At 66.1% G+C, this 25,242-nt stretch carries 21 protein-coding genes, 1 tRNA gene and 1 pseudogene; 8 read left to right on the plus strand and 15 right to left on the minus strand.

The features are described from left to right. Nucleotides 1–9 precede the first annotated feature (9 nt). Complete coding sequence (locus QFZ57_RS16905; protein WP_306631666.1) at nucleotides 10–363, minus strand: Rv2175c family DNA-binding protein; 354 nt, start codon at nucleotides 361–363, stop codon at nucleotides 10–12. 249 nt (nucleotides 364–612) lie between these two features. Between QFZ57_RS16905 and QFZ57_RS16910 the strand changes: the two genes are divergently transcribed. Both QFZ57_RS16910 and pknB read left to right on the plus strand, forming a co-directional pair. After that, the gene (locus QFZ57_RS16910) at nucleotides 613–2,007 is read left to right on the plus strand and encodes a lytic transglycosylase domain-containing protein (protein WP_306901026.1); all 1,395 of its coding nucleotides are present in this window, start codon (nucleotides 613–615) and stop codon (nucleotides 2,005–2,007) included. A 102-nt stretch (nucleotides 2,008–2,109) separates the two neighbouring features. After that, nucleotides 2,110–4,215 carry a Stk1 family PASTA domain-containing Ser/Thr kinase gene (gene pknB, locus QFZ57_RS16915; protein ID WP_306901027.1) on the plus strand — a complete coding sequence of 702 codons (2,106 nt, stop codon included), beginning with the start codon at nucleotides 2,110–2,112 and terminating at the stop codon, nucleotides 4,213–4,215. A 37-nt stretch (nucleotides 4,216–4,252) separates the two neighbouring features. Here pknB and QFZ57_RS16920 read toward each other — a convergent pair whose 3' ends face one another. Next, entirely contained in the window at nucleotides 4,253–5,644 is a 1,392-nt protein-coding gene (locus QFZ57_RS16920; protein ID WP_306631669.1) for a class II 3-deoxy-7-phosphoheptulonate synthase, read from the minus strand. A 99-nt stretch (nucleotides 5,645–5,743) separates the two neighbouring features. Next, complete coding sequence (locus QFZ57_RS16925) at nucleotides 5,744–6,562, minus strand: lysophospholipid acyltransferase family protein (protein WP_306901028.1); 819 nt, start codon at nucleotides 6,560–6,562, stop codon at nucleotides 5,744–5,746. Between the two features lie 111 nt (nucleotides 6,563–6,673). On the opposite strand from QFZ57_RS16925, the gene QFZ57_RS16930 reads away from it, so the two are divergent. The 3 genes from QFZ57_RS16930 to QFZ57_RS16940 are packed head-to-tail and all read left to right on the plus strand — an operon-like array spanning nucleotide 6,674 to nucleotide 8,848. Continuing rightward, entirely contained in the window at nucleotides 6,674–7,462 is a 789-nt protein-coding gene (locus QFZ57_RS16930; RefSeq protein ID WP_306631671.1) for an alpha/beta hydrolase, read from the plus strand. Then, entirely contained in the window at nucleotides 7,459–8,268 is an 810-nt protein-coding gene (locus QFZ57_RS16935; protein ID WP_306901029.1) for an alpha/beta hydrolase, read from the plus strand. Before QFZ57_RS16930 ends, QFZ57_RS16935 begins: the two co-directional genes overlap by 4 nt. Beyond that, a complete protein-coding gene (locus tag QFZ57_RS16940; RefSeq protein ID WP_306901030.1) occupies nucleotides 8,255–8,848 on the plus strand; it encodes a hypothetical protein in 594 nt (197 codons plus the stop codon). Before QFZ57_RS16935 ends, QFZ57_RS16940 begins: the two co-directional genes overlap by 14 nt. Nucleotides 8,849–8,888: 40 nt before the next feature. Here QFZ57_RS16940 and QFZ57_RS16945 read toward each other — a convergent pair whose 3' ends face one another. After that, complete coding sequence (locus QFZ57_RS16945) at nucleotides 8,889–9,977, minus strand: ROK family glucokinase (protein WP_306631675.1); 1,089 nt, start codon at nucleotides 9,975–9,977, stop codon at nucleotides 8,889–8,891. 171 nt (nucleotides 9,978–10,148) lie between these two features. Between QFZ57_RS16945 and QFZ57_RS16950 the strand changes: the two genes are divergently transcribed. After that, nucleotides 10,149–11,957: an AMP-dependent synthetase/ligase gene (locus tag QFZ57_RS16950; RefSeq protein ID WP_306901031.1), complete on the plus strand. Its 1,809-nt coding sequence runs from the start codon at nucleotides 10,149–10,151 to the stop codon at nucleotides 11,955–11,957. A gap of 62 nt (nucleotides 11,958–12,019) precedes the next feature. On the opposite strand, the gene QFZ57_RS16955 is transcribed toward QFZ57_RS16950, so the two are convergent. After that, the gene (locus QFZ57_RS16955; RefSeq protein WP_306901032.1) at nucleotides 12,020–15,418 is read right to left on the minus strand and encodes a pyruvate carboxylase; all 3,399 of its coding nucleotides are present in this window, start codon (nucleotides 15,416–15,418) and stop codon (nucleotides 12,020–12,022) included. 302 nt (nucleotides 15,419–15,720) lie between these two features. Between QFZ57_RS16955 and QFZ57_RS16960 the strand changes: the two genes are divergently transcribed. Further along, nucleotides 15,721–16,539 (plus strand): ParA family protein, encoded by an 819-nt coding sequence (locus tag QFZ57_RS16960; protein WP_306631678.1) that lies wholly within the window; start codon nucleotides 15,721–15,723, stop codon nucleotides 16,537–16,539. Between the two features lie 80 nt (nucleotides 16,540–16,619). Here the strand turns inward: QFZ57_RS16960 and QFZ57_RS16965 are convergent, their stop codons facing one another. The 5 genes from QFZ57_RS16965 to gcvH all read right to left on the minus strand — a co-directional run bounded on the left by QFZ57_RS16965 (nucleotide 16,620) and on the right by gcvH (nucleotide 19,709). Next, nucleotides 16,620–17,213: a MerR family transcriptional regulator gene (locus tag QFZ57_RS16965; RefSeq protein WP_009358601.1), complete on the minus strand. Its 594-nt coding sequence runs from the start codon at nucleotides 17,211–17,213 to the stop codon at nucleotides 16,620–16,622. A gap of 232 nt (nucleotides 17,214–17,445) precedes the next feature. Then, the gene (locus tag QFZ57_RS16970; protein WP_056331728.1) at nucleotides 17,446–17,949 is read right to left on the minus strand and encodes a bifunctional nuclease family protein; all 504 of its coding nucleotides are present in this window, start codon (nucleotides 17,947–17,949) and stop codon (nucleotides 17,446–17,448) included. After that, nucleotides 17,949–18,665 (minus strand): transcriptional regulator FtsR, encoded by a 717-nt coding sequence (gene ftsR, locus QFZ57_RS16975; protein ID WP_018763526.1) that lies wholly within the window; start codon nucleotides 18,663–18,665, stop codon nucleotides 17,949–17,951. The genes QFZ57_RS16970 and ftsR overlap by 1 nt, the downstream gene beginning before the upstream one ends. Before the next feature lie 23 nt (nucleotides 18,666–18,688). After that, entirely contained in the window at nucleotides 18,689–19,165 is a 477-nt protein-coding gene (locus tag QFZ57_RS16980) for an FHA domain-containing protein (RefSeq protein ID WP_306631680.1), read from the minus strand. Between the two features lie 157 nt (nucleotides 19,166–19,322). Beyond that, nucleotides 19,323–19,709, minus strand: a complete 387-nt coding sequence (gene gcvH / locus QFZ57_RS16985) for a glycine cleavage system protein GcvH (protein ID WP_306631681.1) — start codon at nucleotides 19,707–19,709, stop codon at nucleotides 19,323–19,325. Between the two features lie 167 nt (nucleotides 19,710–19,876). Between gcvH and QFZ57_RS16990 the strand changes: the two genes are divergently transcribed. Continuing rightward, the gene (locus tag QFZ57_RS16990; protein ID WP_306631682.1) at nucleotides 19,877–20,746 is read left to right on the plus strand and encodes an Fpg/Nei family DNA glycosylase; all 870 of its coding nucleotides are present in this window, start codon (nucleotides 19,877–19,879) and stop codon (nucleotides 20,744–20,746) included. Between the two features lie 189 nt (nucleotides 20,747–20,935). Here the strand turns inward: QFZ57_RS16990 and QFZ57_RS16995 are convergent. The 5 genes and pseudogenes from QFZ57_RS16995 to QFZ57_RS17015 all read right to left on the minus strand — a co-directional run bounded on the left by QFZ57_RS16995 (nucleotide 20,936) and on the right by QFZ57_RS17015 (nucleotide 25,242). Further along, a tRNA-Pro gene (locus QFZ57_RS16995) sits at nucleotides 20,936–21,012 on the minus strand. A 136-nt stretch (nucleotides 21,013–21,148) separates the two neighbouring features. After that, nucleotides 21,149–22,699 (minus strand): ribosome biogenesis GTPase Der, encoded by a 1,551-nt coding sequence (gene der, locus QFZ57_RS17000; protein ID WP_306631683.1) that lies wholly within the window; start codon nucleotides 22,697–22,699, stop codon nucleotides 21,149–21,151. A 10-nt stretch (nucleotides 22,700–22,709) separates the two neighbouring features. Then, nucleotides 22,710–23,427: pseudogene (locus QFZ57_RS17005) on the minus strand (lysophospholipid acyltransferase family protein). Then, on the minus strand, nucleotides 23,420–24,133 hold the full coding sequence (gene cmk / locus QFZ57_RS17010; RefSeq protein ID WP_306631685.1) for a (d)CMP kinase: 714 nt from the start codon (nucleotides 24,131–24,133) through the stop codon (nucleotides 23,420–23,422). The pseudogene QFZ57_RS17005 and the gene cmk overlap by 8 nt, the downstream one beginning before the upstream one ends. Then, on the minus strand, nucleotides 24,133–25,242 hold the full coding sequence (locus tag QFZ57_RS17015) for a prephenate dehydrogenase (protein ID WP_306901038.1): 1,110 nt from the start codon (nucleotides 25,240–25,242) through the stop codon (nucleotides 24,133–24,135). The genes cmk and QFZ57_RS17015 overlap by 1 nt, the downstream gene beginning before the upstream one ends.

Raw genomic sequence — 25,242 nt, forward strand, 5'->3', positions numbered from 1 at the left:
AAGCGGCAATCACCAGGCCAGAGTCTGGGCCCTGCGCCTGATTTCGGTCTTGCGGCCTTCCCGCAGGGCATCAATAGGGCGGCCGCGCAGTGACTCGTCGGCCGTAAACAGCCACCTAATAAGGTCTTCGTCCGAGTAACCGGCATCCGCCAGCACCACGATGGTCCCCTTAAGGCTGTCCACTACCTGGCCGTCCTGGATAAATTCCGCGGGAACGGACCGGATCTTCCGCTCTCCCACGCGCAATGCGGCCAGGGCGTGCTCGTCGATCAGGCTGTGGACCTTGGTTACTGAAACATCCAACAAACGGGCGACGTCGGGCAGCGGCAGCCACTCGCCCACCAGGTTTTCTACGTTATTCACGGATCAAGGTTGCCACGCTGCCCGCCCCGGCGCCTAGTCGAGGCAATTCGTTCGGCTCCTGGCTTGCGGACACTCCCAAAAAGCCGCCATTGCATGGAATCCCAAATTTCTTGTGCTAAACGCAAATCCGTGAGAGATTCACATTTATAACAGTTGTAACACTAATAACTTGAGTCACAGTAGTATCAAGATTGACAGCGGCATCCCCGTCCGCGTCCGCACCCGCAGTTGAGAAGAGGATTCCTTCCGATGACGATGTCCCGCTCGCCCAAGCAGCCCCCCAAGCCGAGTCTGCCAATGATTGCCGCCACCACTGCGGCCCTGCCAGCGGTCATATTGTCATCCTTGGCCCTCGCGCAGCCCGCCGCCGCCCAGCAGCCTGCTCGGAACATCCCCAACAGCCTGGCAGCGGCCATGAAGGCCCAGGCCGCTGCGAAGGCGGCCGGCACGGTCATTCCCGCTGCTGTTGTCTCCACCACCGTTCCGGCGGCTTTCCAACCCGCGCAGCCGGCGGCACCGGCCGAGTACACGATTGCCCGCGGCGATACCGTCAGCGCGATCGCCGGCCGCTTCGGCCTGGACACGGGGGAAATCCTCAAGCTGAACAACCTGCAGGCCAGCACCATCATTTACCCGGGACAGAAACTCAAGCTGTCCGGCACAGCCCAGCCAGCCGCTGCTGCACCGGCCGCCGCCCCGGCAGCGCCCGCCCCCGCCGGTGGGGCAACCTACACGGTGAAGCCGGGTGACACCCTGGGTGCCATCGCAGCAAAGCACAACGTGGCCCTTTCCGATGTCTTCGCCTGGAACAACCTCTCCATGCGTTCCATCATCTACCCCGGCCAGAAGGTCAAGGTGGGTGGCGGCGGCTCCGCGCCCGCCCCTGCGGCCCCTGCCCCGGCCCCGGCCGCTCCGGCACCTGCACCTGCGCTGGCAGCCACCTCAGCGCCGGCAACCGGTTCGTACACCATCAAAGCCGGAGATACGTTGTCGGCCATTGCGTCCCGGCACGGGGTGAAGTTGTCAGACCTCCTCTCCACGAACAAGCTGGGCATGAACTCTGTTATCTACCCCGGCAGCAAACTGGTCATTCCCGGCAGCTCAGGCCAGCCGGCTCCGCAGCCCGCGGCGGCAGCGCCGCAGCCCGGTGCCGCTCCCCTGGTGCCCAGTTCCTTCCTGGGTTTCAGCTACCCGGCCGCCGTCGTCAGCTCCGCGAACGAAAACAAGGCCCTGCTGAATGCTTCGCCCGTTCCCTCCCGGGACGAAATGAAGAACATCGTTGCGGACACTGCACGCCGCATGGGTGTGGACCCCTCCCTGGCCCTTGCTTTCGCATTCCAGGAATCCGGCTTCAACCAGCGCGCTGTGTCACCGGCCAACGCCATCGGCACCATGCAGGTCATTCCCAGCTCGGGGCAGTGGGCGTCCGACTTGGTGGGACGGAAGCTGAACCTGCTGGATCCGTATGACAACGCCGCAGCCGGTGTGGCCATCATCCGCCAGCTGCTGGCTACCAGCAAGGACCAGGACACCGCTATCGCCGGTTACTACCAGGGCCAGTACTCGGTGAGCAAATACGGCATGTATGACGACACCAAGGCGTACGTGGCTGCCATCAGGGCGCACCAGAAAAACTTCCGCTGAGTCCCCGGCCACTGGCCGGTGCATCAGCGCGGGTCCGAACCGTTACCGGTTCGGACCCGTTTTCGTTTCGGACGCGTTTCTCTGCGGGATTAGGATCGTAAGGTGCAGGAACACGTGTCAGACCCAGTTGTAGGAACGCTGGTGGACAACCGCTACGCAGTCACCTCCAGGCTTGCCCGTGGCGGAATGTCCACTGTCTACCTGGCCGTAGACCAAAGACTGGACCGTGAGGTGGCACTGAAGGTGCTGCACCCCCACCTCGCTGCTGACGAAAACTTCCTGGGCAGGCTGGGCCGCGAAGCAAAAGCGGCTGCCCGGCTCTCGCATCCGCACGTGGTGGGTGTCCTGGACCAGGGAAACGACGGCAATACCGCTTATCTCGTGATGGAGTACATCAAGGGCCACACGCTGAGGGATGTCCTCAGGGACAGGGGCGCCCTGCCGCCCCGGCTGGCGCTGGCGCTGATCGATCCAGTAGTGGAGGGGCTGGGCGCGGCACACGCTGCCGGTTTTATCCACCGGGACGTGAAGCCCGAAAACGTCCTGATCGCCGATGATGGCAGGATCAAGATCGGCGACTTTGGACTGGCCCGTGCCGTCACCAGCTCAACCAGTACCGGGGCGCTGATCGGGACGGTGGCCTACATCTCTCCGGAGCTGGTGCTGGGCAGGCCGGCGGACGCACGCAGCGACGTGTATTCCGTGGGCATCATGCTGTACGAAATGCTGACCGGCAGGCAGCCGTTCGAGGGCGAAGTGCCCATCCAGGTGGCCTACCAGCACGTCAACGGAACGGTGGGGCCGCCGTCGGACCTGGTGCCGCGGCTGGCCGCCGAAGTGGACGAACTGGTGCAGTGGTGTACAGCCAACGATCCGGAGAACCGGCCGGTGGACGGCAACGCCCTGCTCCAGGAACTGCGGCACATCCGGACCAACCTCAGCGATGCCGAGCTGGACCTGCAGCCTCCCGCGGCCGCTGCCGCGGCGTCCCGGCACCAGACCGAGGTCCTGGCCCGCGGCAGCAACCCAACAACCCTGATGCCTCCGTCCCGGCCGGCTGCGCCCGGCCACCCGCCCGGACATAGCCTCCGGGCTCAGGAGCGGGTGCAGGACCGGGCGGGACAGGCGGCCCCAGCTGCCCAGGTGGCATACCAACAGCGTCCCGGACTTGCACTGCCCGACGACGACGATGCCGACAGCGGTTGGTCTCCCCCGCCGCCGCGGCTGGGCAAGCGGGCCCAGCGCCGGGCGGACAAGGAAAACGAGAAACTTCGCGCGCTGGCTGCCGCCACTCCGGTACGTACGCTTCGGGAAGGTAATCCGCGCCGCCGCGGCATTCTTTGGGTCCTGGTGCTGGTCATCGCTGCACTCCTGGCAACGGGCGCGGGCTGGTTTTTCGGAATGGGCCCGGGCGCTGCGGCCGCCGTGCCGGCCGTCGCCAACAAGACAGTGGCGCAGGCCCAGCAACTGCTGGGCGCAGTGGGCTTCCGGTCCACCACGAGCGACGTCTTCGACGATGAAGTGCCGACGGGACTGGTGGTAGGCAGCGAGCCCGCCGCAGGGACGGAAATCCGGAAGTTCCAGCCGGTTTCCCTTCTGGTTTCAAAAGGTCCCCAGCTCTTCCCTCTGCCGAAACTAACAGGCGGAACCCTGGCCGAGGCGAAGAACTCCCTCAACGCCGGCGAAATGGCTCTGGGCACTGTTACCGAACGGTTCGATGAACAAGCGGCAGCCGGAACTGTCCTGGCACAGGATCCCGCTGCCGGCACCCCCGCCCGTCACGGCACTCCGGTCACGGTTGTCGTTTCAAAGGGCCCGCAGCCGATTCCCGTTCCTTCGGTAGTGGGGAAGACCGAGAAGGAGGCAGTCGCCGCGGTGAAGGCAGCAGGCCTCACAGCAGAAGTAGCCCGTGATGAGGTGTTCGACCGGAACATTCCGGAGGGGGCTGTCGTCAGTCAATCCCCCGCCAGTGGCACGCTGACCCGGGGCGGCACTGTCACGTTGACCATTTCCAAGGGCCCCAAAATGGTCAAGGTCCCCAGCTACGTCGGCAAGCAGGCATCAGACGCGCGCAAGGCGCTGGAGGCCCTGGGGTTCCAGGTAAAGGTGAACAACATTTTGGGCGGCTTCTTCGGTACGGTCCGCGACCAGTCACCGGTGAACAAGGAGGTCCCGGAGGGCTCGGTCATCACCATCACGGTGGTGTAGCCGAAGGTGGGCCGGCCGTGCCGGCCCACCGCCAGTCCTAGTGTTTGGCGAGGGCGCCGGCCACCAGGAAAGCCATTTCGAGTGACTGCATGTGGTTGAGGCGGGGATCGCAGACAGACTCGTAACGGTCCAGGAAGGCCTCCTGGTCGATCGGGTCCGCGCCGCCCAGGCACTCGGCCACGTCGTCGCCGGTCATCTCAACATGCAGGCCGCCCGGCACCGTTCCCAGTCCGTGGTGTACCTCGAAGAAGCCGCGCACCTCGTCGATGACATCATCGAAATTGCGCGTCTTGTAGCCGTTGGGCGACGTGACGGTATTGCCGTGCATGGGATCCGTGACCCACAGGACCTGGGCCCCGGACGCGGTCACCTTTTCGACGACGGCCGGCAGCTTTTCGCGGATGTTGCCGGCGCCCATGCGGGTGATGAAAGTAAGGCGGCCGGGCTCGCGGTCCGGGTCCAGCTTGTCGATCAGGCGCAGCGCGTCATCACCGGTGGTGGACGGGCCGAGCTTGACGCCGATGGGGTTGCGCACGCGTGAGAGGAAGTCGACGTGGGCGTGGTCCAGCTCCCGGGTGCGCTCCCCAATCCAGAGGAAGTGGGCGGAGGTGTCGTAGGGGAAACCGGTCCGGGAGTCGATGCGGGTCAGGGCGCGTTCGTAGTCCAGCAGCAGGGCCTCGTGGCTTGCGAAGAACTCCACCCGCTTGAGTGCTTCGAAATCGGCGCCGCAGGAAGCCATGAACTTGATGGCACGGTCGATGTCCCGGGCCAGCGACTCGTAGCGGGCGTGGGCCGGGTTCTCGGTGAACCCCTTGTTCCACTGGTGCACCGAGCGCAGGTCTGCGAAGCCGCCCTGGGTAAAGGCCCGGATGAGGTTCAACGTGGAAGCAGAGGTGTGGTACGCCCGCAGCATGCGCGCGGCGTCGTGGCCGCGTGACTCGGGGGTGAAGTCGTAGCCGTTGACAATGTCGCCGCGGTAGGCGGGGAGGGTAACCCCGTCACGGGTTTCGTCGTTGGAGGAGCGCGGCTTGGCGAACTGGCCTGCCATCCGGCCCATCTTGATCACGGGCATCGCGGCGCCGTAGGTGAGCACCACCGCCATCTGGAGGATGGTCTTGACCCGGGCGCTGATCTTGTCCGCCGTGGCGGCCTCGAAGGTTTCGGCGCAATCGCCGCCCTGCAGCAGGAACGCTTTGCCCTGGGCGGCAGCAGCCAGCCGCTCACGCAGCACGTCCACTTCGCCGGCGAACACCAGCGGCGGGAGGACGGACAATTCCTTCACCGAAGCCTCGAAAACCTTCGGGTCCTGCCAGCTGGGCTGCTGGGAGATGGGAAGGTCCCGCCAGTGGTCCAGTCCGGGATAATTGGCCGCGCCGCTCTGGGCGGTGCTGGACAGCGAAAAGGCGGGTTTTGCAGATAGCTCAGTCACCCTCTAAGACTAACGGCAGTCCAAGAGCGGTGGACACCGGGCCGTCACGCTGCCTGCTTGCCCCGTCACAACCGCTGTGCGTTGCGCCGGAAGGTTCCGCTACCCCGCCGCTGATGTGCCGGCGTCGTCAGTTACATCGGGGCGCCCGGACGCCGGACTGCCGGGGCCGGAACCACTGTCCTGGACAAATCCGCCGTGGGAGGCAAGCGGCTCGGCCGCGGCATCCGGTTCCCCGGGACCGCCGGCGAGCCGGAGCTTCACGACGGCGGCGTATTCGTCCACATATTCCTGCCCGGAGAGCCGCAGCAGTTGGGACATGATCTCGTCCGTGACCTTGCGCTGGACCGTCCTGTCCTCTGCCTGCTCCCGGTACTGGCTGAAGTCCAGCGGCTCACCAAAGATCATCCCGATCCTGCGGATGTTTGGCAGCCGCTTGCCGATGGGCTGGACCTTGTCAGTGCCGATCATGGCAACCGGAATCACGGGGACGCCAGCCTGCAGAGCGAGTCTGGCAACGCCCACCTTGCCCCGGTACAAGCGCCCGTCGGGACTTCGCGTGCCCTCCGGGTAGATGCCCAGCAGGCCGCCTGCGTTCAGCACGTCCATCCCGGCGGTGAGGGACGCGGCCGATGCAGCACCACCGGACCGGTCCATGGGCAACTGGTTGGTGAGCCGGAAGAACGCGGCCGTCAGCCTGCCTTTGACTCCCGTGCCCGTGAAGTATTCGGACTTGGCCAGGAAGACCACGGGCCGCCGCACCATGAGCGGCATGAAAATGGAATCAGAAAATGAAAGATGGTTGGAGGCGATGATGGCCGCCCCCTGCGCCGGAATGTTGTCCAGGCCCTTCACCCAGGGCCGGAACAGCAGCTTGAGCACCGGACCGAGGAAGATCCTTTTCATGACCCAATAGAACACGTGGTGAACCTCTCCGGAAGGCAGCCCCCAGGCCCTGCATCGGGCCTGGCCAGCGATTCAATGCAACCCTACTCTAGTGAGATTTGGCTGGAACAGTGACACGATGGAGACATGACTGAAAGCAGCATTCCGTCCCGTCCGGCCGCTTTCAGCTATCCAGGCCACGGCGCCAACGCCCGCACCGGAGTGGCAATTTGCCACGGATTCACGGGCAGCCCGCTGAGCGTCATGCCGTGGGCCCGGCACCTGGCAGAGCTGGGGTACGCGGTGTCCGTCCCCCTGCTGCCGGGGCATGGAACAGACTGGCGCCAGCTTGCGCAGACAGGCTGGCAGGACTGGTACGGCAGCTACGAAAAGGCTTTCCTCGACCTCGCCGGGCGGACGGACGCCTGTTTCACCGCGGGCCTGTCGATGGGCGGTGCCATCGCACTGCTCGCGGCATCCCGCCATCAGGTGGCAGGGGTCAGCGTGGTTAACCCGGGGCTGAGCTTCTATGACCGGCGGGTGCGGATCATCGGCCTGCTCAAATACTTCCAGCGGACCACTGTTCCCATCCAGGAGGACCAGCCCACGGCGCCAGCGACGGATGACGGCGACTACTCACTGACCCCCCTGGCTGCTGTGCATGAACTCAAGAAACTGTTCGGCGCAGCCGTGCGCGGCCTGCCCCGGGTGGACGCCCCCGTCCAGGTCTTCAAGTCGCGCACCGATGCTGTAGTCCCGCCTACGTCGCTGGCGCTGCTGCGTAAAGGGCTGGGCGGCCACCTCACGGAAGTGACGGACCTTGCCAGCAGCGGTCATGTGGCTACTCTGGACGTTGACGCGCCCGCGATTTTCGCCAGGTCGGGAGAGTTCGTCGCCGCCCACACCCGCCGCATCAGCACTTTGGAGACGCCATGACGTCCGGTCCGGACCACAGCCCGTTCACCAGCGCCTTCAGCGGTGAAGGCGCCCGCACGGGGGTGGTACTGTCCCACGGCTTCACGGGAAGCCCCCATGGCCTGCGTGCCTGGGCTACGGCATTCGCCGCGGCCGGTTTCGCCGTCCGGATGCCGCTGCTGCCGGGGCATGGGACCACATGGCAGGACCTTGCCCGGACCCGCTGGCAGCAATGGCACGGCGCCCTGGACGATGCCTTCCAGGAACTGGACGCCGAGTGCGACCAGGTCTTTGTGGCAGGCCTGAGCATGGGCGGCGCCCTGGCCCTGCGCCTCGCCGCCACCCGTCCCGTCTCCGGAGTGCTGCTGGTCAACCCCGGCCTGGTGGTAGACGATCCCCGGGCGCCGCTGGCCGGAATCCTCAAGCTGGTGCTGAAGAGCACCCCGTCCATTGGCAATGACATCCTCAAGGCAGGCGTGGACGAGGGCGCGTATGCCCGCACGCCCGTGGCCGCGGCCCATGAACTTAATAAGATGTTCAAGGACACGGTCCGGCTCCTCCCCCGGATCACCGCACCCGTCCAGGTGTACCGCTCCACCGTGGACCACGTGGTGTCCGATGCGAGCATGGACGTCCTGCGGCGCGGGCTGGCACACGCGCCCCTCGAAGTGGTCCGGCTGGAGAACAGCTACCACGTGGCCACCCTGGATAACGACGCCGACCGTATCTTCGAGGGGTCGGTGGACTTTATCCGGCGGGTGCTGGCGGCAGGCCCGGACAGCCCCACAGCACCGGGACAGGAGGAGGTCCGCAGTGAACAGGCCTGACTCCGGGCAGCCGGACCAGGGCGCCAACCAGGACGACGCCGTGTGGCTGGACCTGGTGGCACGGCTCGAATCGGACACCGTGGCGATCCGCCCCGAGTCCCCGGCACCCGGGGAACAACTGCCCACCGGGACGGCAGCCGCTGCGCCGGAGGCGCCGGAGCGCTCCTCCTTCCGCGACTTCGATCCCCTGGGACTGGCGGGGGCGCCGCCCGCCGAACTCTCTGCGGCGGAGCGCCAGGGGGCGGCAGGCGGTCAGGACAACCTTGGTGCGGGCGAATCTCCGGAGGATCCGCGGGACTATTCCCCGGAGGGACCGCGGGATTATGAGGTGGACGACGGCGATGCGGAGTTCGTGCCGGAGGAACCCCCCAGCCTGGCCGGCACCGATCCCCTGACGATGCTGGCCTGGCTTGGGGCCGTGGGGGGACCTGTGGCGCTGCTGATGTCGGCGATGTTCTGGCGCTCGGCACCCCTGCTGGCCATCATCGGCATTGTTGCAGCGTTCGTCCTGGGGACGGTGTTCCTGATCATGAAGCTCCCCCAGGACAAGAACGGTGACGACGACGGCGCCAGGGTCTAGCTTCCTGGCCGCAGCCCTGCCGCCCCTTGTTCCGGCGTCGTCAACTGCGGACGCGGCTGCTGACGCGCGAAAGATCCGCGGCGCCGATGAGGCCCGCATTGGGACCAAGGGCCGCCAACTCAATCCCGGCGGCGGGGCGGAAGCCGCGGCCCGTCAGGTTCCGTGCGAACGCCTTGCGGGCCGGCTCCACCAGCAGGTCCCCCGCTGAGCACAATCCCCCGCCGATAACGAAAAGACCGGGGTCCAGCGCTGCTGCCAGGTTGGCAAGCCCAAGGCCGAGCCACTCGCCGACTTCCTCGATCAGTTCCCGCGAGGCGCGGTCGCCGGCCAGGGCCAGTTCCGTCACAATGGCTCCGGTGATGTCCTCGGGATGTCCGCCCACGGCTGCCAGCAGGTCCTGGGCCACCGGAGAATTGGACCGGGCCAGGAGCCTGGCCTCCCGGCCCAGTGCGTTGCCGGAAGCGTACTGTTCCCAGCATCCCCGGTTGCCGCATTCGCACCGGTGTCCGCCCGGCATGATGATCTGGTGGCCGAACTCCCCTGCCACGCCGAACCGGCCGCGTTCCACCCTGCCGTCCAACACCATGGCACCGCCGATGCCGGTGCCCAGCGTGATGCAGACCAGCCGGTCTTCCCCCTGGCCGGCACCGAAGCGCCACTCAGCCCAGGCCGCGGCGTCGGCGTCGTTGGTCAGCAGCACCGGGCGGCGGAGCAGCCGCTGGAGGTTCTCACGCAACGGCTCGTTGCGCCAGGCCAGGTGCGGGCTGAAAAGCACGGTTCCACCGGCCAGGTCCATCCAGCCTGCAGCACCGATGCCGACTGACCAGATGCGGTGCCCCCGGCCCAACTCCTCCACCAGCTCCACGATGACCTGCTCCACGGCCCGGGGATCGGTTCCCGGGGTGGATCGGCGTGCCTCGCTGAGGATCCTGCCTTCAGCGTCCACCACGCCGGCGGCTACCTTGGTTCCCCCAATGTCTATCCCGATGGCAAGTCCCTTGCGGCCCAGGCGCAGGTGCCCGCCGACACCCCCGTGCAGTTGACCCGCGCGGTGCGAGGCGGGACGGCGGCGCCAAGGGGCCGGTCTTCTGAGGGGGCCGGCCTGGTCGCCGGGCAACGGTCCGTACATAGTGCACCATTCTAGGCGGGCGGAAGGATTGTCTTGACATACAGGGGCCCATGCCGCGCCCGTTGACGTCTAAGTTACTCGCCAGTAGGTTTATGTACTGCACGGTTCCGCCGGTGGTACTAGTCTTTAGGCAAACCCCTGCGCGGGACTTCAGATATCAAAGGAGCTATAGTGCGCGAATTCAGTGTTCCGCCCCTGGTTGTTGTCCCACCGGAAACCAACATCACGGATCTGGTGTTGCGGCAGGCGGGCAAGGCCAGCAACCCTGCACTGTTTTCCCGCCTGGACTCCGCAGGTTCCTGGCGCGACGTGTCCGCCACAGACTTCCTTGCAGACGTGAAGGTCCTCGCCAAGGGACTCATCGCCAGTGGAGTGGGCGCAGGTGACCGTGTTGGCATCATGTCCCGCACCCGTTACGAGTGGGCACTCGTGGACTTCTCCATCTGGTTCGCCGGAGGGGTTTCCGTTCCCATTTACGAAACCTCCTCCCCTTCCCAGGTTGCCTGGAACCTGGGGGACTCCGGTGCGGTGGCCGCGTTCGGCGAGTCCGCCCACCACGAGAACGTCATCCGCCAGGCCGTCACAGCCGAAGGGCTCACGGCAGTGCAACACGTGTGGCAGCTCGACGGCCAGGGCCTTGACGGCCTTCGCGAGGCGGGCCGCGATGTCAGCGACGAAGAACTGGAGTCCCGCCGCAGTGCAGCCGGACTCCACGACGTTGCCACCATCATCTACACCTCGGGCACCACGGGACGCCCCAAAGGCTGCGAACTCACGCACGGCAACTTCGTGGAACTCTCGGACAATGCGCTGGCAATCATCGGCGACATCGTCCACGAGAACGCCAAGACCATCATGTTCCTGCCGCTGGCGCATGTGTTCGCCCGCTTCATCTCGGTCCTTGCCATGGCTGCCGGCACCACCGTTGCCCACACCCCGGACATCAAGAACCTCCTGGCGGACCTGCAAAGCTACGAGCCCACCTTCATTCTTGCGGTGCCCCGCGTCTTCGAAAAGGTCTACAACTCTGCGCTGACCAAGGCTGAGGACGGCGGGAAGGGCGCCATTTTCCACCGGGCTGCCGACACTGCCATTGCATTTTCCAAGGCGCGCCAGGACGGCAAGGTGGGACTGGGCCTGAAACTCCGGCACGCCTTGTTCGACAAGCTGGTCTACGGCAAGCTGCGCGCGGCCATGGGTGGACACGTTGCCCACGCGGTGTCCGGCGGCGGCCCGCTGGGCGAGCGGCTGGGGCACTTCTTCCAGGGCATCGGGCTGCAGGTGCTGGAGGGGTACGGCCTCACCGAAACCACGGCCCCCATCACGGTCAACACCCCGTCACGGATCAAGATCGGCTCGGTGGGCAAGCCCCTTCCGGGAAACGCCGTGAAGATTGCCGACGACGGCGAGATCCTGGCCAAGGGAGTCTGCGTCATGCGCGGCTACTACAGGCGGGACGACCTCTCAGCAGAAGCATTCACGGACGGCTGGTTCCACACCGGGGACATCGGCCGGCTGGACGACGAAGGTTTTGTCTGGATCACCGGGCGCAAGAAGGAGATCATCGTCACCGCCGGCGGCAAGAACGTCATTCCCGCGTTGCTTGAGGACCAGATCCGCGCCGACGCCCTGGTGTCGCAGGTCCTGGTAGTAGGCGACAACAGGCCCTTCATCGGGGCCCTGGTGACCCTCGACCAGGAAGCGCTGCCGGGCTGGCTCCAGCGGCACGGCCTTCCAGCCAACACGAGCCTGGACGACGCAGCGGCGAATCCAGTAGTGAAGGCGGCGGTCCAGGACCTGGTCACCGCAGCAAATACGTCCGTTTCCCAGGCCGAGGCCATCAAGTCCTTCCGTATCGTTCCGGCAGACTTCACCGAAGCCTCCGGGCATCTGACCCCCTCCATGAAGGTGAAGCGGGCACAGGTGATGAAGGACTTCGAAACCGTGATCGAGGAGATGTACTCCGCCCCGCGTTCCTGACGCCCGCAACGACGAAAGGGTCCTTCACGATGTGAAGGACCCTTTCGTCGTCTTGCCGGCTGTTACTGCTCGATGACCAGCAGCAGGTCCCCGCCCTGGACCTGCTCCACGGCGGAGATGGCGAGGCGGGAAACCTTGCCGCCTACCGGCGTCGTAATGGACGCCTCCATCTTCATGGCCTCAATGGTTGCCACGGTGTCTCCTGCCTTGACCGTATCGCCGGGCTTGACCGTGACGGTGACGGCGCCTGCGAACGGGGCGGCCACCTGGCCGGGCTGGGCGGGATCGGCTTTCTCAGCGGCCTTGACGTTGCTGACCACCGAACGGTCGCGCACCATCACGGGCCGGGACTGGCCATTGAGGGTGCACATGACGGTGCGCATGCCCTTTTCATCCGGCTCCGAGACGGCCTCCAGGGACGCGATCAGCCGGACACCGCGCTCCAGCTGGATCTCGTGCTCGGTGCCGCGCTGCAGCCCGTAAAGGTAGTCGCGGGTATCCAGGACGGAAATGTTGCCGTACGTCTCCACGCTCTTCAGGTAGTCCTTGGTGGGCCCGTCGAAGAGCAGCCGGTTAAGCGTATGCTGGCGGGTCTTGGAGTCGGACTTCAGTGCGGCGCTGTCCTCGGCGCTGAGCTCCACGTCACGGACCTTTACGCTCCGGCCCTGCAGGGCCTTGGTGCGGAAGGGCTCGGGCCAGCCGCCGGGAGGATCACCGAGCTCGCCGGAAAGGAACCCGATCACGGAGTCCGGGATGTCGTAGTTTTGCGGGTTCGCCTCGAAATCGGCGGGATCGGCATTGAGGCCCACCAGGTGCAGGGCGAGGTCGCCCACCACCTTGGAGGACGGTGTCACTTTCACCAGGTGGCCCAGGATGCGGTCCGCTGCCGTGTACATATCCTCGATGGCTTCGAAGCGCTCCCCCAGTCCCAGGGCCATGGCCTGCTGGCGCAGGTTGGACAGCTGGCCGCCGGGGATCTCGTGCTTGTAGACGCGGCCGGTGGGGCCCGGCAGGCCGGACTCGAACGGCGCGTAGACGCGGCGGACGGCCTCCCAGTACGGCTCGAGCGAGCTGACAGCGTCCAGGCTGAGGCCGGTGTCCCGTGGCGTGTGGGCCAGGGCTGCAACAAGGGCCGACGCCGAGGGCTGGCTGGTGGTGCCGGCCAGCGAGGCGGACGCGACGTCCACAGCGTCAACACCTGCGTCGACGGCCGCCAGCAGGGTGGCCAACTGCCCGCCCGCGGTGTCATGGGTATGCAGGTGGACCGGCAGGTCGAAGCGCTCCCGCAGGGCCGCCACCAGCTTGGCCGCAGCGGCCGGCCGCAGCAGGCCCGCCATGTCCTTAATAGCCAGGATGTGGGCTCCGGCGTCGACGATCTTCTGCGCCAGCCCCAGGTAGTAGTCCAGGGTGTAGAGCTTCTCTTCCGGGTCCAGCATGTCCCCTGTGTAGCAGAGCGCCACTTCGGCGACCGCGGTGCCGGTGGCCCGGACCGCGCGGATGGCGGGGGCCATCTGGCTGACGTCGTTCAAGGCGTCGAAGATACGGAAGATGTCGATGCCCGTGGCTGCGGCCTCGTTCACGAAGGCCTCGGTGACCTCTTCCGGGTAGGGCGTGTAGCCCACGGTGTTCCGGCCCCGCAGCAGCATCTGGATGCAGACGTTCGGCATGGCCTTGCGCAGGGAAGCGAGCCTGTCCCAGGGGTCCTCCCCCAGGAAGCGCAATGCGACGTCGTAGGTGGCTCCACCCCACGCCTCGACGGAGAGCAGCTGCGGAAGGAGTGCCGTGACGGCAGGGCCCGCGGCAACCAGGTCGCGGGTGCGGACACGGGTGGCCAGCAGGGACTGGTGCGCGTCACGGAAGGTGGTGTCGGTGACGGCGACGGGGTTCTGCTCGCGCAGCGCCCTCGCGAAGCCTTCCGGACCCAGCTCCAGGAGTCTCTGGCGTGAACCCGGCGCTACCTGCATGCCCTTGACGTCAGGCAGCTTGTTGGAGGGATCGGAGTGCACGGTCAGTTCACCGTTGGGCTTGTTAACAGTGATGTCAGCCAGCCAGGTCAGGAGCTTGGTGCCGCGGTCGGCCGAGACGCGCGCCTTGAGCAGTTCCGGGCGCTGGTCAATGAAGTTGGTGGCCACGTCCCCGGCGATAAAGTCCGGGTCATCCAGCACAGCCTGGAGGAAGGCGATGTTCGTGGAGACTCCGCGGATGCGGAATTCGGCCAGGGCCCGGCGGGCGCGGGCAACAGCGGCCGGGTAGTCCCTGCCGCGGCAGGTGAGCTTGACCAGCATGGAGTCGAAATGGGGGCTGATTTCTGCGCCGGAGTAGACCGTGCCGCCGTCCAGCCGCACGCCGGCGCCGCCGGCCGAGCGGTAACCGGTGATCTTTCCGACGTCGGGGCGGAAACCGTTGGCCGGATCTTCCGTGGTGATGCGGCTCTGCAGCGCGGCGCCGCGAAGCTTGACGGTGTCCTGTGAGAGTCCAAGGTCGGCGAGGGTCTCGCCGGAGGCGATCCGCATCTGGGCCTGGACCAGGTCCACGTCCGTGACTTCCTCGGTGACCGTGTGCTCCACCTGGATACGCGGGTTCATTTCGATGAAGACGTGCTGGCCTGCCCGTTCGCCCTCGGTATCCACCAGGAACTCGACCGTACCGGCGTTGACGTAATTCAATGCCTTGGCGAACTTCACCGCATCGCGGTAAAGCGCCTGGCGGATCCCCTCGTCCAGGTTGGGGGCCGGGGCGATCTCGATGACCTTCTGGTGCCGCCGCTGGATGGAACAGTCACGCTCGAAAAGGTGCATGACGTTGCCTTCGGCGTCCGCAAGGATCTGCACTTCGATGTGCCGCGGGCGGAGGACCGCCTGTTCCAGGAACATGGTGGGGTCACCGAAGGCCGCGTCCGCTTCGCGCATGGCCGATTTCAGGGCCTCGGGCAGAGCCTCGCGGGTATCCACCCGGCGCATGCCGCGGCCGCCGCCGCCTGCCACAGCCTTGGCAAAGATGGGGAAACCGATCTCATCGGCAGCAGCCAGGAGCTCGTCCAGGTCCTTGGACGGCTCACTGGACTTCAGGACCGGGACGCCGGCCTCGCGGGCCGCCTTCAGGGCGGCGACTTTGTTGCCTGCAAGCTCCAGCACCTCGGCCGGCGGGCCCACAAAAGTAATGCCGGCTTCCTTTGCCGCACGGGCCAGCTCCGGGTTTTCGGACAGGAAGCCGTAGCCCGGGTAGATGGCGTCCGCGCCGGACTCCCTGGCAACCCGTACCACCTCCGCCACGTCCAGGTACGCCCGGACGGGATGCCCTTCCTCGCCAATCAGGTACGCCTCGTCCGCTTTCTGGCGGTGGATCGAGTTTCGGTCCTCTTGGGGAAAAACGGCTACGGTCTTGGCGCCCAGCTCGTAGCCGGCGCGGAAGGCCCTGATCGCGATTTCACCGCGGTTGGCCACCAGAATTTTGGAAAACATGCTTCTCCTGCATCTTTGCGGGTGGATCGATGAGTGGTCACAGTGTCTAGGAGCCACAAGGGCAAACACAAATCTTTGTGGCAACAGTCACAGATTTTCCCGTCATGTCCCGATCGCTTTTCAGCCTGGCTGGCTGAAACCGCCCCGGGAGCACAGTCGGTGCCATGCCGACGCCCGGGAAGGCAGGATTCGCCGACGCATCAACATATGATGAGTAGGGCGGCAGGACCGTCCGGCTTCGGCTCTGCCGAGGCAAACATTACCCCCAACACGGCATCCGGCGTTAGGTTTTGGTCTCTCAAGTGCAAGTAGTCAGCATCAGCAGCCTCAAGGGTGGAGTCGGCAAGACTTCCGTCACCACAGGATTGGCGTCTGCGGCGCTGGCCGCGGGAGTACGCACGCTCGTGGTGGACCTGGATCCGCACGCCGACGCCACCACGGCCCTCGGCGTACAGCCCGGCGACCAGCTGGATATTGGCCGGATGCTCAAGAGTCCGCGCAGGGCGAAACTGGCGGAGAACGTGGTGCGCAGCAGCTGGGCCGACCGCACCCCATCCAACGGCTCCGGGCCCGCCGTGCTGGATGTCGCCGTCGGCTCTGCCTACACCGGAATCTACGACCGGCCGGACCTTGGCCGCCGTGACCTGCGCAGGCTTTCCACCGTGCTTGCCGCCACCGGTGATTACCAGCTTGTCCTGATCGATTGCCCGCCGTCGCTCAACGGCCTGACGCGCATGGCGTGGGCGGCCAGCGACAAGGTGGCCCTGGTCGCCGAACCGGGCCTGTTCTCGGTAGCCGGCACCGAACGCACCATGCGGGCCATCCAGCTGTTTAGGCAGGAGTTTGCGCCCAATCTGTCACCCGCAGGCATCGTGGCCAACCGCGTCCGGAGCGGCTCCTCCGAACACACCTACCGCCTGGCGGAGATGGAATCCATGTTCGGCGACCTCCTGCTCAGCCCCCGCATTCCCGAGCAGGCCAACTGGCAACAGATCCAGGGCGCGGCCCACCCGGTCCACCACTGGCCCGGGGACTCGGCCAAGTCCGCGGCCGGGCTGTTTGACGACCTGCTGTCCAACCTGATGGCAGCCGGCAAGGGCCTGCGCAGCCGCGCGCGCTGAGCCCGCTTCAACAAGGCAGGACACAAAAGGGCCGCCCTCCAACTGGAGGGCGGCCCTTTTGTGTTAAGTATGTGTACGGGTCAGCTGATCTTCCGGGCTGCCCGCCGCTTGCTCAATTCGTCGTCGGGAAAGGACTGCTCGGCGGCGTGCTCGCTGGGCAGGGAGGCGAGGCTGCCTTCCACCTCACGCCAGACGCGTCCCACGGCGATGCCGAAAACGCCCTGGCCGCCCTGGACCAGGTCAATGACCTCATCGGCGGACGTGCACTCGTAGACGCTGGCGCCGTCGCTCATGAGTGTGATCTGGGCCAGATCCTCAACGCCGCGCTCCCGCAGGTGTTCGACAGCGGTGCGGATCTGCTGGAGGGATACCCCGGTGTCGAGGAGCCGTTTGACCACCTTGAGCACCAGGATGTCGCGGAACCCGTACAGCCGCTGCGAGCCGGATCCTGCGGCGCCGCGGACGGCCGGCTCCACCAGGCCCGTGCGGGCCCAGTAATCAAGCTGGCGGTAGGTAATCCCTGCTGCCTTGCAGGCCGTCGGACCACGGTAGCCGGCGTCCTCGTCCAGTACTGGAAGATCCTCGGTGAACAGGAGGCCCTGGGCACCGCTCGCTGGCACAGCAACACCAGCCGTGGGCTGCTTCAGCCCGCCTGCTTCGCCTTTGGGACTCACCTGGATCCTCCTTGTCGTACGCTCCCGGGAACTGATACGGCAGCCTTGGCATGAAGACCATGCGTGTAATTATTCCGCGGGGCGCACTTTCCAGTGTGACCTGCGCGGCTGCCGTAAGCAAGGGAACTTGATACTTCGACGTTAGGCCTGGCGGGTCCCCAGGTCAAAGACCTACGGGGCTTGGAGAAGGCGTGTCGAAACTTTCAGGCTTAACTTTAACCTTAACGTGACCTTAGCCGTCGAAATCCTCGGGTTCCACGTCGTCAAGGAACTCACGGAAGCGGCGCAGTTCGCGTTCCTCATCCACGGTGGGGCCGGGCTCGGCGTCTTCACCCTCGTCGTGCTCAGTGATGCGGACACCGGCCTCATCCATCACCGAATCGGCGCACCAGATCCGGCATTTTGCGCGGAGGGCGACGGCAAGGGCGTCGGACGCCCGGGAGCTCACCGTGGTTCCGTTTTCGAACTGCAGCTGCCCGTAGAAGATGTTGTCCTCCACGGCGACAATGTTGACACTGACCACGGAGTGGCCCAGGGACTCCACAACGTCCACCAGGAGATCATGCGTCATGGGCCGGGGCGGGACCACGCCCTGCTGGGCGAGGGCGATGGCGCTGGCTTCCGGGGTGCCGATCCAAATGGGGACATGGCGTTCGCCGTGCATCTCCTTGAGCAGGACCAGCGGCTGGTTGGAAGGCAGTTCGATCCGAACGCCTACAATCTCGACTTCGATCATCAGATGTCCATGCGTGAGATGTGGTCCTGCACCAGGGCCCGGTGCAGGGTGAGGCAGAGGTCACTGATCTCGCGGGCGGCCTCCGCCGCGCGTGCTTGTGAAGCCGAGTCCTTGCGCGAGGCGAGCGGCGCAACGGCGCGTTCCACCAGGCCGAATTCCCGTTCGGCCGCTGCCTGGAAGGGCCGCAGGTGCCGGGGTTCCAGGCCGTGGCTCTCCAACTGCACACAGGCACGCGCAACCTGGAGGGCATGCTCGTCGAACTGGCCGTTGCTGTGGCTGATCAGGCCAAAGCTCAGGAGTGACTGCAGCAGGGGCACGCTGGCACCGGATTCGGTGCGGAGCTGCTCCTCGCTCAGTTTCCGGCCGCGGTTCTGCAATTCGGCGGCCAGTTCATCAGAGACAATGCGCGGGGAAACCACGACGCCGGGCGGCAGGTTCTCCGGCCGCTCTCCCCTGTCGATGGCGTCAAGGTAGTCCTTGATGACTTTCAGGGGCAGGTACTGGTCCCGCTGCAGAGCCAGCACGAAGCGCAGCCGCTCCACGTCGCCGTCGGAATACTGCCGGTAGCCTGCCGGGGTCCGCCGGGGGTTGATGAGTCCCTTTTCCTCAAGGAACCGTATCTTCGAGGCAGTCATCCCCGGGAAGTCGGCGCTCAGCTGGGCGAGGACCTCGCCAATGTTCAAGACCTGGGGGCCCCGGCGTTCCGGTTGTGCCATTGCCACAGGCAGCGGTCCCCGGTTCAGCTGCGGCCTGCCGCCGTGGCAGGGCTCAGGTAGAAGGTGAGGCGGAACTTGCCGATCTGGACTTCGCTGCCGGACTTCAACTCCACGCGGTCCACCCGGTCATGGTTGACGTAGGTGCCGTTGAGGCTGTTCTTGTCCACCACCTCGAAGCTGCGGGCCGTGCGCCGGAATTCGACGTGGCGGCGTGAAACCGTGACGTCGTCCAGGAAGATATCCGCATCCGGGTGCCGTCCCGCGGTGGTCACGTCCGAGTCAAGCAGGAACCGGGCACCGGCGTTCGGGCCGCTGTGGGCCACGAGGAGCGCCGAACCGGCAGGCAGTGCTTCCACCCAGTTGCGTTCCTCGGAGGACAGCTTGGGAGCGATGGTGGGTGCATCGGTGATGGGAGTGAGATGGATCGAGGTGGTCTCCGACGCCTTAGCCGCACCCGTGCCGTATTCCCCCTCGGCAGGGTTGTGTCTGTGGCCAGCCATGGATTCCTCCTCTTTGACGTTGCAGGCATTAAACCCGCAACCAACGTTTACTCTCCGGCCCTGCCCGGCAGGTCCGGCACCGGCTCCCGATCCCGGCGTTGACGTGCGAAGACGCCTGGCCTGCAGGGCGGGGCCGGACCGGAATTACCGGTTAGCTTTAGCCTACCTGTTGTTCGTACTCGGATGCACTGAGCAGGGACTCAACGGCGTCAGGTTCGGCGAGTTTGACCTCGATGAGCCAGCCGTCGCCGTACGGGTCCGTGTTGATCAGGGCCGAATCGCTCTCCAGGGAGTCGTTCCGGGCCACCACTTCGCCGGAAACGGGTGCGTAGATGTCGCTCACGCTCTTGGTGGACTCAACCTCGCCCACCACTTCGTTTGCCGTAATCTTCGTGCCGACCTCGGGCATCTGGGCGTAAACGACATCCCCAAGCGCGTCCTGGGCAAAGTCGGTGATTCCCACGCGCACCACGCCGTCGGCATTCGGGGCGGTGACCCACTCATGTTCGGCGGTGTAGGACAGGTCTTCGGGAATGTTGCTCATGGGGGGCCTTTCATCGGGGTACGCGCCAATGTCAAAAGGGGCCCGCACATCGGGCCGCCGCTGAAAGTATAGGCACAACTGCCGGGGCCGGCGCGGGCCTTTCTGACAAGATGGGACCCATGAGTGCAAGCACCGGTGCAGCATTGACGGGGCAGGGCAGGTAAGCCATGCCGGAACTGCCGGAAGTCGCCGGCCTGGCCGCGTTCCTTGACGAACAGCTGCGGGGCTGCGCGGTCACCAAACTGCAGATTGTCTCCTTCGCCGTGCTCAAGACGGCTGACCCGCCCTTCACCGCCCTCGAGGGCCGCACCGTGTCCGGCGTCCGCCGGTTCGGGAAGTTCATCAGCATTGACACGGACGGCTTGTCCCTGGTGTTCCACTTGGCACGCGCAGGCTGGATGCGCTTCACGGACTCCCCCGCCGGCAACCAGCTCCGGATGGGCAAGGGCTTGATCGCGGTCCGCGCTGCTTTCTCCGGTCCGGACGGTCAACGCGGCCTCGACCTGACGGAAGCGGGCACCAAGAAAAGCCTGGCCGTCTACGTGGTGCGTGATCCGCAGGAGGTGCCGGGCATTGCCACGCTGGGCCCGGATCCCTTCACCGAGGCATTCGACGCCGACATGCTGGCGGAGATCCTTGCCAACAGTCCCCAGCAGATCAAGGGACTCCTGCGCAGCCAGAGCGTTATTGCCGGCATCGGCAACGCCTACAGTGACGAGATCCTGCACGCCGCCCGGATCTCACCGTTCGCCATTGCGAAGTCCCTGGACCGGGAGACCGTGCAGGTGCTGTATGACTCCATCCACGGTGTGCTGGGCGAAGCGCTGGCGGAGGCGGCCGGCAAGCCGCCCAAGGACCTGAAGGACGTCAAACGCAGCCACATGCGGGTGCATGCTCGCACCGGCCAGGCCTGCCCCGTCTGTGGTGACACGGTGCGGGAAGTCTCCTTCGCGGACACGGCCCTGCAGTACTGCCCCACCTGCCAGACCAAGGGCAAGACTCTGGCGGACCGGAGGACGTCGAAGTTCCTGAAGTAAGCCTTGGGTTTGATTCCAAATTACAGGCAAGCCCCTGAATTCAACCTGAAGACGCGGAAATGCCATGTCGCAACTGATGATCCAATTCGACTCGCATATATGCGCCGCGCAAATGCATATGCGCGTCGATGGGGATCAAGCCAAAAAAGCGGAAAGCGCCGGAGAAGTTCTCCGGCGCTTTCCGCTTTGTGGTCGGGCTGACAGGATTTGAACCTGCGACCCCTTGACCCCCAGTCAAGTGCGCTACCAAGCTGCGCTACAGCCCGCTGGTTCCGCCGTTCTCCGCTGAACCAAACCCGAAGGTTTTCATCAGCAGTCCGGCCGAACCACCTAGAAGAGCTTACACGATCCGGAGGGGTGCCAGTGACGCTTTCCCGTGATCAGCTCCAGGGTGTGTCGCAATTAACGCTTGCGGCCGCGCTTCTCACGCACGCGCATGCTGACCTCGATCGGGGTGCCCTCGAATCCGAAGGTCTCGCGCAGCCGGCGGGTGATGAACCGGCGGTATCCGGGGTCCAGGAAGCCCGTGGTGAACAGGACGAACTTCGGCGGCCGGCTGGAGGCCTGGGTGCCGAAGAGGATGCGGGGCTGCTTGCCGCCGCGGACCGGGTGGGGGTGGGCGGCCACGAGTTCGCCGAGGAAGGCGTTGAGGCGGCCGGTCGCGATGCGCTTGTCCCAGTTCTCCAGGGCCAGGTCCAGCGCAGGCACCAGGCGGTCCTTATGCCAGCCGGTCTTGGCCGAGATGTTCACGCGTGGCGCCCACTCGACGTGCGCCAGGTCCTGTTCGATCTCGCGCTCCAGGTAACGGCGGCGTTCGTCGTCAAGCAGGTCCCACTTGTTGAAGGCCAGGACCAGGGCGCGGCCGGATTCGATGGCCAGCTGGAGGATGCGGACATCCTGCTCGCTGAGAACCTCATCCACGGCAAGGAGCACGACGGCGACCTCCGCCTTTTCGAGCGCGGCCTGCGTCCGCAGCGAGGCGTAGTAGTCCGCGCCCTGGGCCATGTGCTGGCGGCGGCGGATGCCCGCGGTGTCGACGAAGCGCCAGGTGCGGCCGCCGAGTTCAATGAATTCGTCCACGGGGTCACGGGTGGTTCCGGCGGTGTTGTCCACCACTACGCGTTCGGAGCCTGCAAGCTTGTTCAGCAGCGAAGACTTGCCCACGTTGGGCCGGCCGATGAGGGCAATGCGGCGCGGGCCGCCGGAGCGGTCCGTTCCCTCAATGGTGGAGAACTCCGGCAGCACGTCCATGACGTGGTCCAGGAGGTCAGCGACACCACGGCCGTGCAGTGCCGAGACGGGGTACGGTTCACCGAAACCGAGGCCCCACAGCGCGGCACTGTCCGCTTCCTGCGCGAAGTCGTCCACTTTGTTGGCCACCATGATGACCGGCTTCTTGCTGCGGCGCAGCATCTTCATGACGCCTTCATCCGTGGCAGTGGCGCCCACCGCCGAGTCCACCACAAAAAGCACGGCGTCGGCGAGTTCCACGGCCATCTCGGCCTGTTCGGCAACCCGGGCGTGGATGCCGCGGGCGTCGTGTTCCCACCCGCCGGTGTCCACCAGGGTGAAGTTGCGGCCGTTCCAGTTGGCCGAATACATGACACGGTCACGGGTGACGCCGGGGGTGTCCTCCACCACGGCTTCCCGCCGTCCCAGGATGCGGTTTACCAGCGTGGATTTCCCCACGTTGGGCCGGCCGATGATGGCCAGGACGGGATCGAGCTTGACCGGACCATCAAAGTCCTCGTCGCCGTATTCCCCGCTCAGCAGGGCGGCGTCATCCTCGTCGAGCTCGTAGTCCGCCAGGCCGGCCCGGAGGGAGGCGGCACGCAGCTCCGCTTCGTCGTCGTCAATGGCTGCCAGGCGTTCGGCAACCTGGTCGCTGCCCGTCGGGGTGTACTCGTCGTCGCCGGCGCCGGAGGGCCCGGAAGTCTGGGTGGTGTCGCTCATTGCACTGTCCTTAGTGGTCATCTGCCGGCGTCCCCGGCTACTGCTGTCAAGTCTTTATGGTCAGCGAAGGGCAAGGGCTGCCCGCTGATTTGTATGGCGTCCTGGACGTGCCCCGCCAGCGCTGTACGGATGTCCTGCGCCGCCCTGTCCATTGAAGCACGCCCGCTTTCGCCGGCCCGGCGGGCCAGGGTCAGGGCTGATCCGAAGCTGACGTGGAAGCGCCGCCCGGGCCGTGGAACGAAGTCCAGGTGCTCATCGCCCCGGCGCGTTCCCAGGATGGCGACCGGAACAACCGGGGCCCCCGAGTTCAGCGCCAGCCAGGCCACGCCCCCGTTGATGTCCGCTGCTGCCCCGCTCCCCCGCGTCCCCTCGGGAAGGATCCCAACGCAACGTCCGGCGTCGAGAACCTCCTTGCAGCGCTGCAGCGCAGCCCGGTCCCCCCGCCGGTCCACCGGGAGCTGTCCGGAAGCGGTGAGCACCCGGCCCAGGAAACCCTTGAACATCTCCTGCTTCACCAGGATGTGCATGGGCCTCGGTGCCGCGCCGAACATCACCGGGCCGTCGAGGAAGCTGATGTGGTTGGCTGCGAAGATAACGGGCCCGCCGGTGGGGACGTTGCTCCGGCCGGTCACGGTGGTCCGGTACACCAGGTGGTCCAGGATCCAGCCCACCGGCCTGCTCCACGCCGTGGTCAGGCCGGACGGCAGGCCCGTCCCGGCGTCAGTCACGGTTGAGGACCTTGGTGACGATCACGAGAGCGGCATTCACGGTCTGCTCGAAGTCCAGGTCCGAGGAGTCCAGCGTGACTACGCCGGACGCGGCCTGGGTGAAGTTCACCACGGTGGAGTCCCTGGCATCCCGGCGGGTCACCTGGGCTGCCAGCTGTTCGGCGTTCTGCGTCCCGCCCAGCTGGATGCCGCGCCGGCGCAGGCGGGCTTCCTCGCTTGCGGTGAGGAGCATGCGCACCTCTGCCCCGGGCGCGACGACGGTGGTGATGTCCCTGCCTTCCACCACCATGCGGCGGTGGTGCTTTTCGATGAGGTCCCGCTGCCGGCGGATCAGTTCGGTCCGCGCACCGAGCGTGGTGGCCACGGCACTGACCGCGGATGAAATTGAAGGCTCACGGATGGCGTCGGTGACGTCCACGTCGCCAACCCGCACATATTCCTCCTGTGGGCTGGTACTCAGTTCCAGCACAAAATCCCGGGAGGCCTGCTCCACGGCCGGTGCGTCGTCAAGGTCTATCCCTTGGCTCAGGCAGTACCAGGTCAGGGCGCGGTACATCGCTCCGGTGTCCAGGTAGGCCAGCCGCAGCCTGCGGGCAACCTCCTTGCTCACACTGGATTTACCGGAGCCTGACGGGCCGTCGATGGCAACCACCAGCGGCCGGCCGATGCGCAGCGCGCGCATGGTTTCGAGAAGTTCCTGTGTCATTACTGAAGTACCCGCCATCCGCGGTCGTTGAGAGCTTCGATCAGGTGGTCGTGCTTGTTCGGCAACACAGACAATTCCACCATGCCAACGTTCTGTCCGGAGGAATGATCAAGCCGGAGATCCTCGACGTTCACGCCGATTTCTCCGATCTCGGTAAGCAGCTGTGCGATCTGGCCGGGCTTGTCATCCACCAGGACGGTGAGCCAGGAGTATGCCTGCGGCGGGCCGCCGTGCTTGCCGGGAATCCGGGCCTGGCCGGCGTTGCCCTCACTGATGAGCTGTGCCAGATCGAGCCGGGCTCCGGGGGCGGTGGGCTGCTCCAGGGTTCCGATGAGTCGGTTCAGGTCCTCGCGGACGCCGTGAAGGATCGCCACGACTTTGGCCGCATTCCCGCCCAGGATCTGCACCCAGAGTGTCGGATCGCTGGCCGCGATCCGGGTCACGTCCCGCAGCCCGTTTCCGGCCAGCGACAGGGCGTGCAGCGGCGTTCCCTGCAGCCGGCTGGCCAGCAGGGAGGACATGACCTGCGGCAGGTGCGAAACCAGGGCAACCGCCTCGTCATGTTCGTCCGCTGTGAACTGAGAGACCACCGCTCCGAGGTCCGAGGCGAGCGAACGGGCCACCTGCAAGGCAGCGCCCGAGGTCTCCTCCGACGGGCAGAGCACCCATGGCATGGAGGTGAACAGCTCGCCGCGGGCCGCTACGGGACCTGATTTTTCCCGTCCGGCCATGGGGTGGGTGCCCACGTAGCGCGAGAGGTCGGCGCCGAGGCTGCGAAGCCGGGACAGGATGCCCGCCTTGACGCTGGCAATGTCCACCACGACGGCGTCGGGGTAGTCAGCCAGCGCCTGGCACACGACGTCGGCCGTAACATCCGGCGGCGCGGCAACCACCACGAGTTGGGGCGCGCCGCCGGCCAGTTCAGGCAAGGGCCGCCCGGCACCAATGTCCACCGCCACCGCCTGGTTGGTGGGCGACGGATCGGAAAGGAACACCGGTACGCCACGCCCCCGCAGGCCCAGCCCGATGCTGGTGCCGAGCAGTCCGGTACCAATCACCACTACCGGGCCATCCAGGTGGCCACGGCCCTGGCTTTTGAACGCGGACAT

This window comes from Arthrobacter sp. B1I2, from assembly GCF_030816485.1.
Taxonomy (GTDB): Bacteria; Actinomycetota; Actinomycetes; order Actinomycetales; family Micrococcaceae; genus Arthrobacter.

Excerpts from the sequence above, each read along its gene's own strand:
- QFZ57_RS16910 (WP_306901026.1), top strand. The coding sequence starts at position 613 with ATGACGATGTCCCGCTCGCCCAAGCAGCCCCCCAAGCCGAGTCTGCCA.
- QFZ57_RS16930 (WP_306631671.1), top strand. The coding sequence starts at position 6,674 with ATGACTGAAAGCAGCATTCCGTCCCGTCCGGCCGCTTTCAGCTATCCA.
- QFZ57_RS16935 (WP_306901029.1), top strand. The coding sequence starts at position 7,459 with ATGACGTCCGGTCCGGACCACAGCCCGTTCACCAGCGCCTTCAGCGGT.
- QFZ57_RS16945 (WP_306631675.1), bottom strand. The coding sequence starts at position 9,977 with ATGTACGGACCGTTGCCCGGCGACCAGGCCGGCCCCCTCAGAAGACCG.
- QFZ57_RS16955 (WP_306901032.1), bottom strand. The coding sequence starts at position 15,418 with ATGTTTTCCAAAATTCTGGTGGCCAACCGCGGTGAAATCGCGATCAGG.
- QFZ57_RS16970 (WP_056331728.1), bottom strand. The coding sequence starts at position 17,949 with ATGATCGAAGTCGAGATTGTAGGCGTTCGGATCGAACTGCCTTCCAAC.
- ftsR (WP_018763526.1), bottom strand. The coding sequence starts at position 18,665 with ATGGCACAACCGGAACGCCGGGGCCCCCAGGTCTTGAACATTGGCGAG.
- QFZ57_RS16980 (WP_306631680.1), bottom strand. The coding sequence starts at position 19,165 with ATGGCTGGCCACAGACACAACCCTGCCGAGGGGGAATACGGCACGGGT.
- gcvH (WP_306631681.1), bottom strand. The coding sequence starts at position 19,709 with ATGAGCAACATTCCCGAAGACCTGTCCTACACCGCCGAACATGAGTGG.
- QFZ57_RS16990 (WP_306631682.1), top strand. The coding sequence starts at position 19,877 with ATGCCGGAACTGCCGGAAGTCGCCGGCCTGGCCGCGTTCCTTGACGAA.
- der (WP_306631683.1), bottom strand. The coding sequence starts at position 22,699 with ATGAGCGACACCACCCAGACTTCCGGGCCCTCCGGCGCCGGCGACGAC.
- cmk (WP_306631685.1), bottom strand. The coding sequence starts at position 24,133 with ATGACACAGGAACTTCTCGAAACCATGCGCGCGCTGCGCATCGGCCGG.
- QFZ57_RS17015 (WP_306901038.1), bottom strand. The coding sequence starts at position 25,242 with ATGTCCGCGTTCAAAAGCCAGGGCCGTGGCCACCTGGATGGCCCGGTA.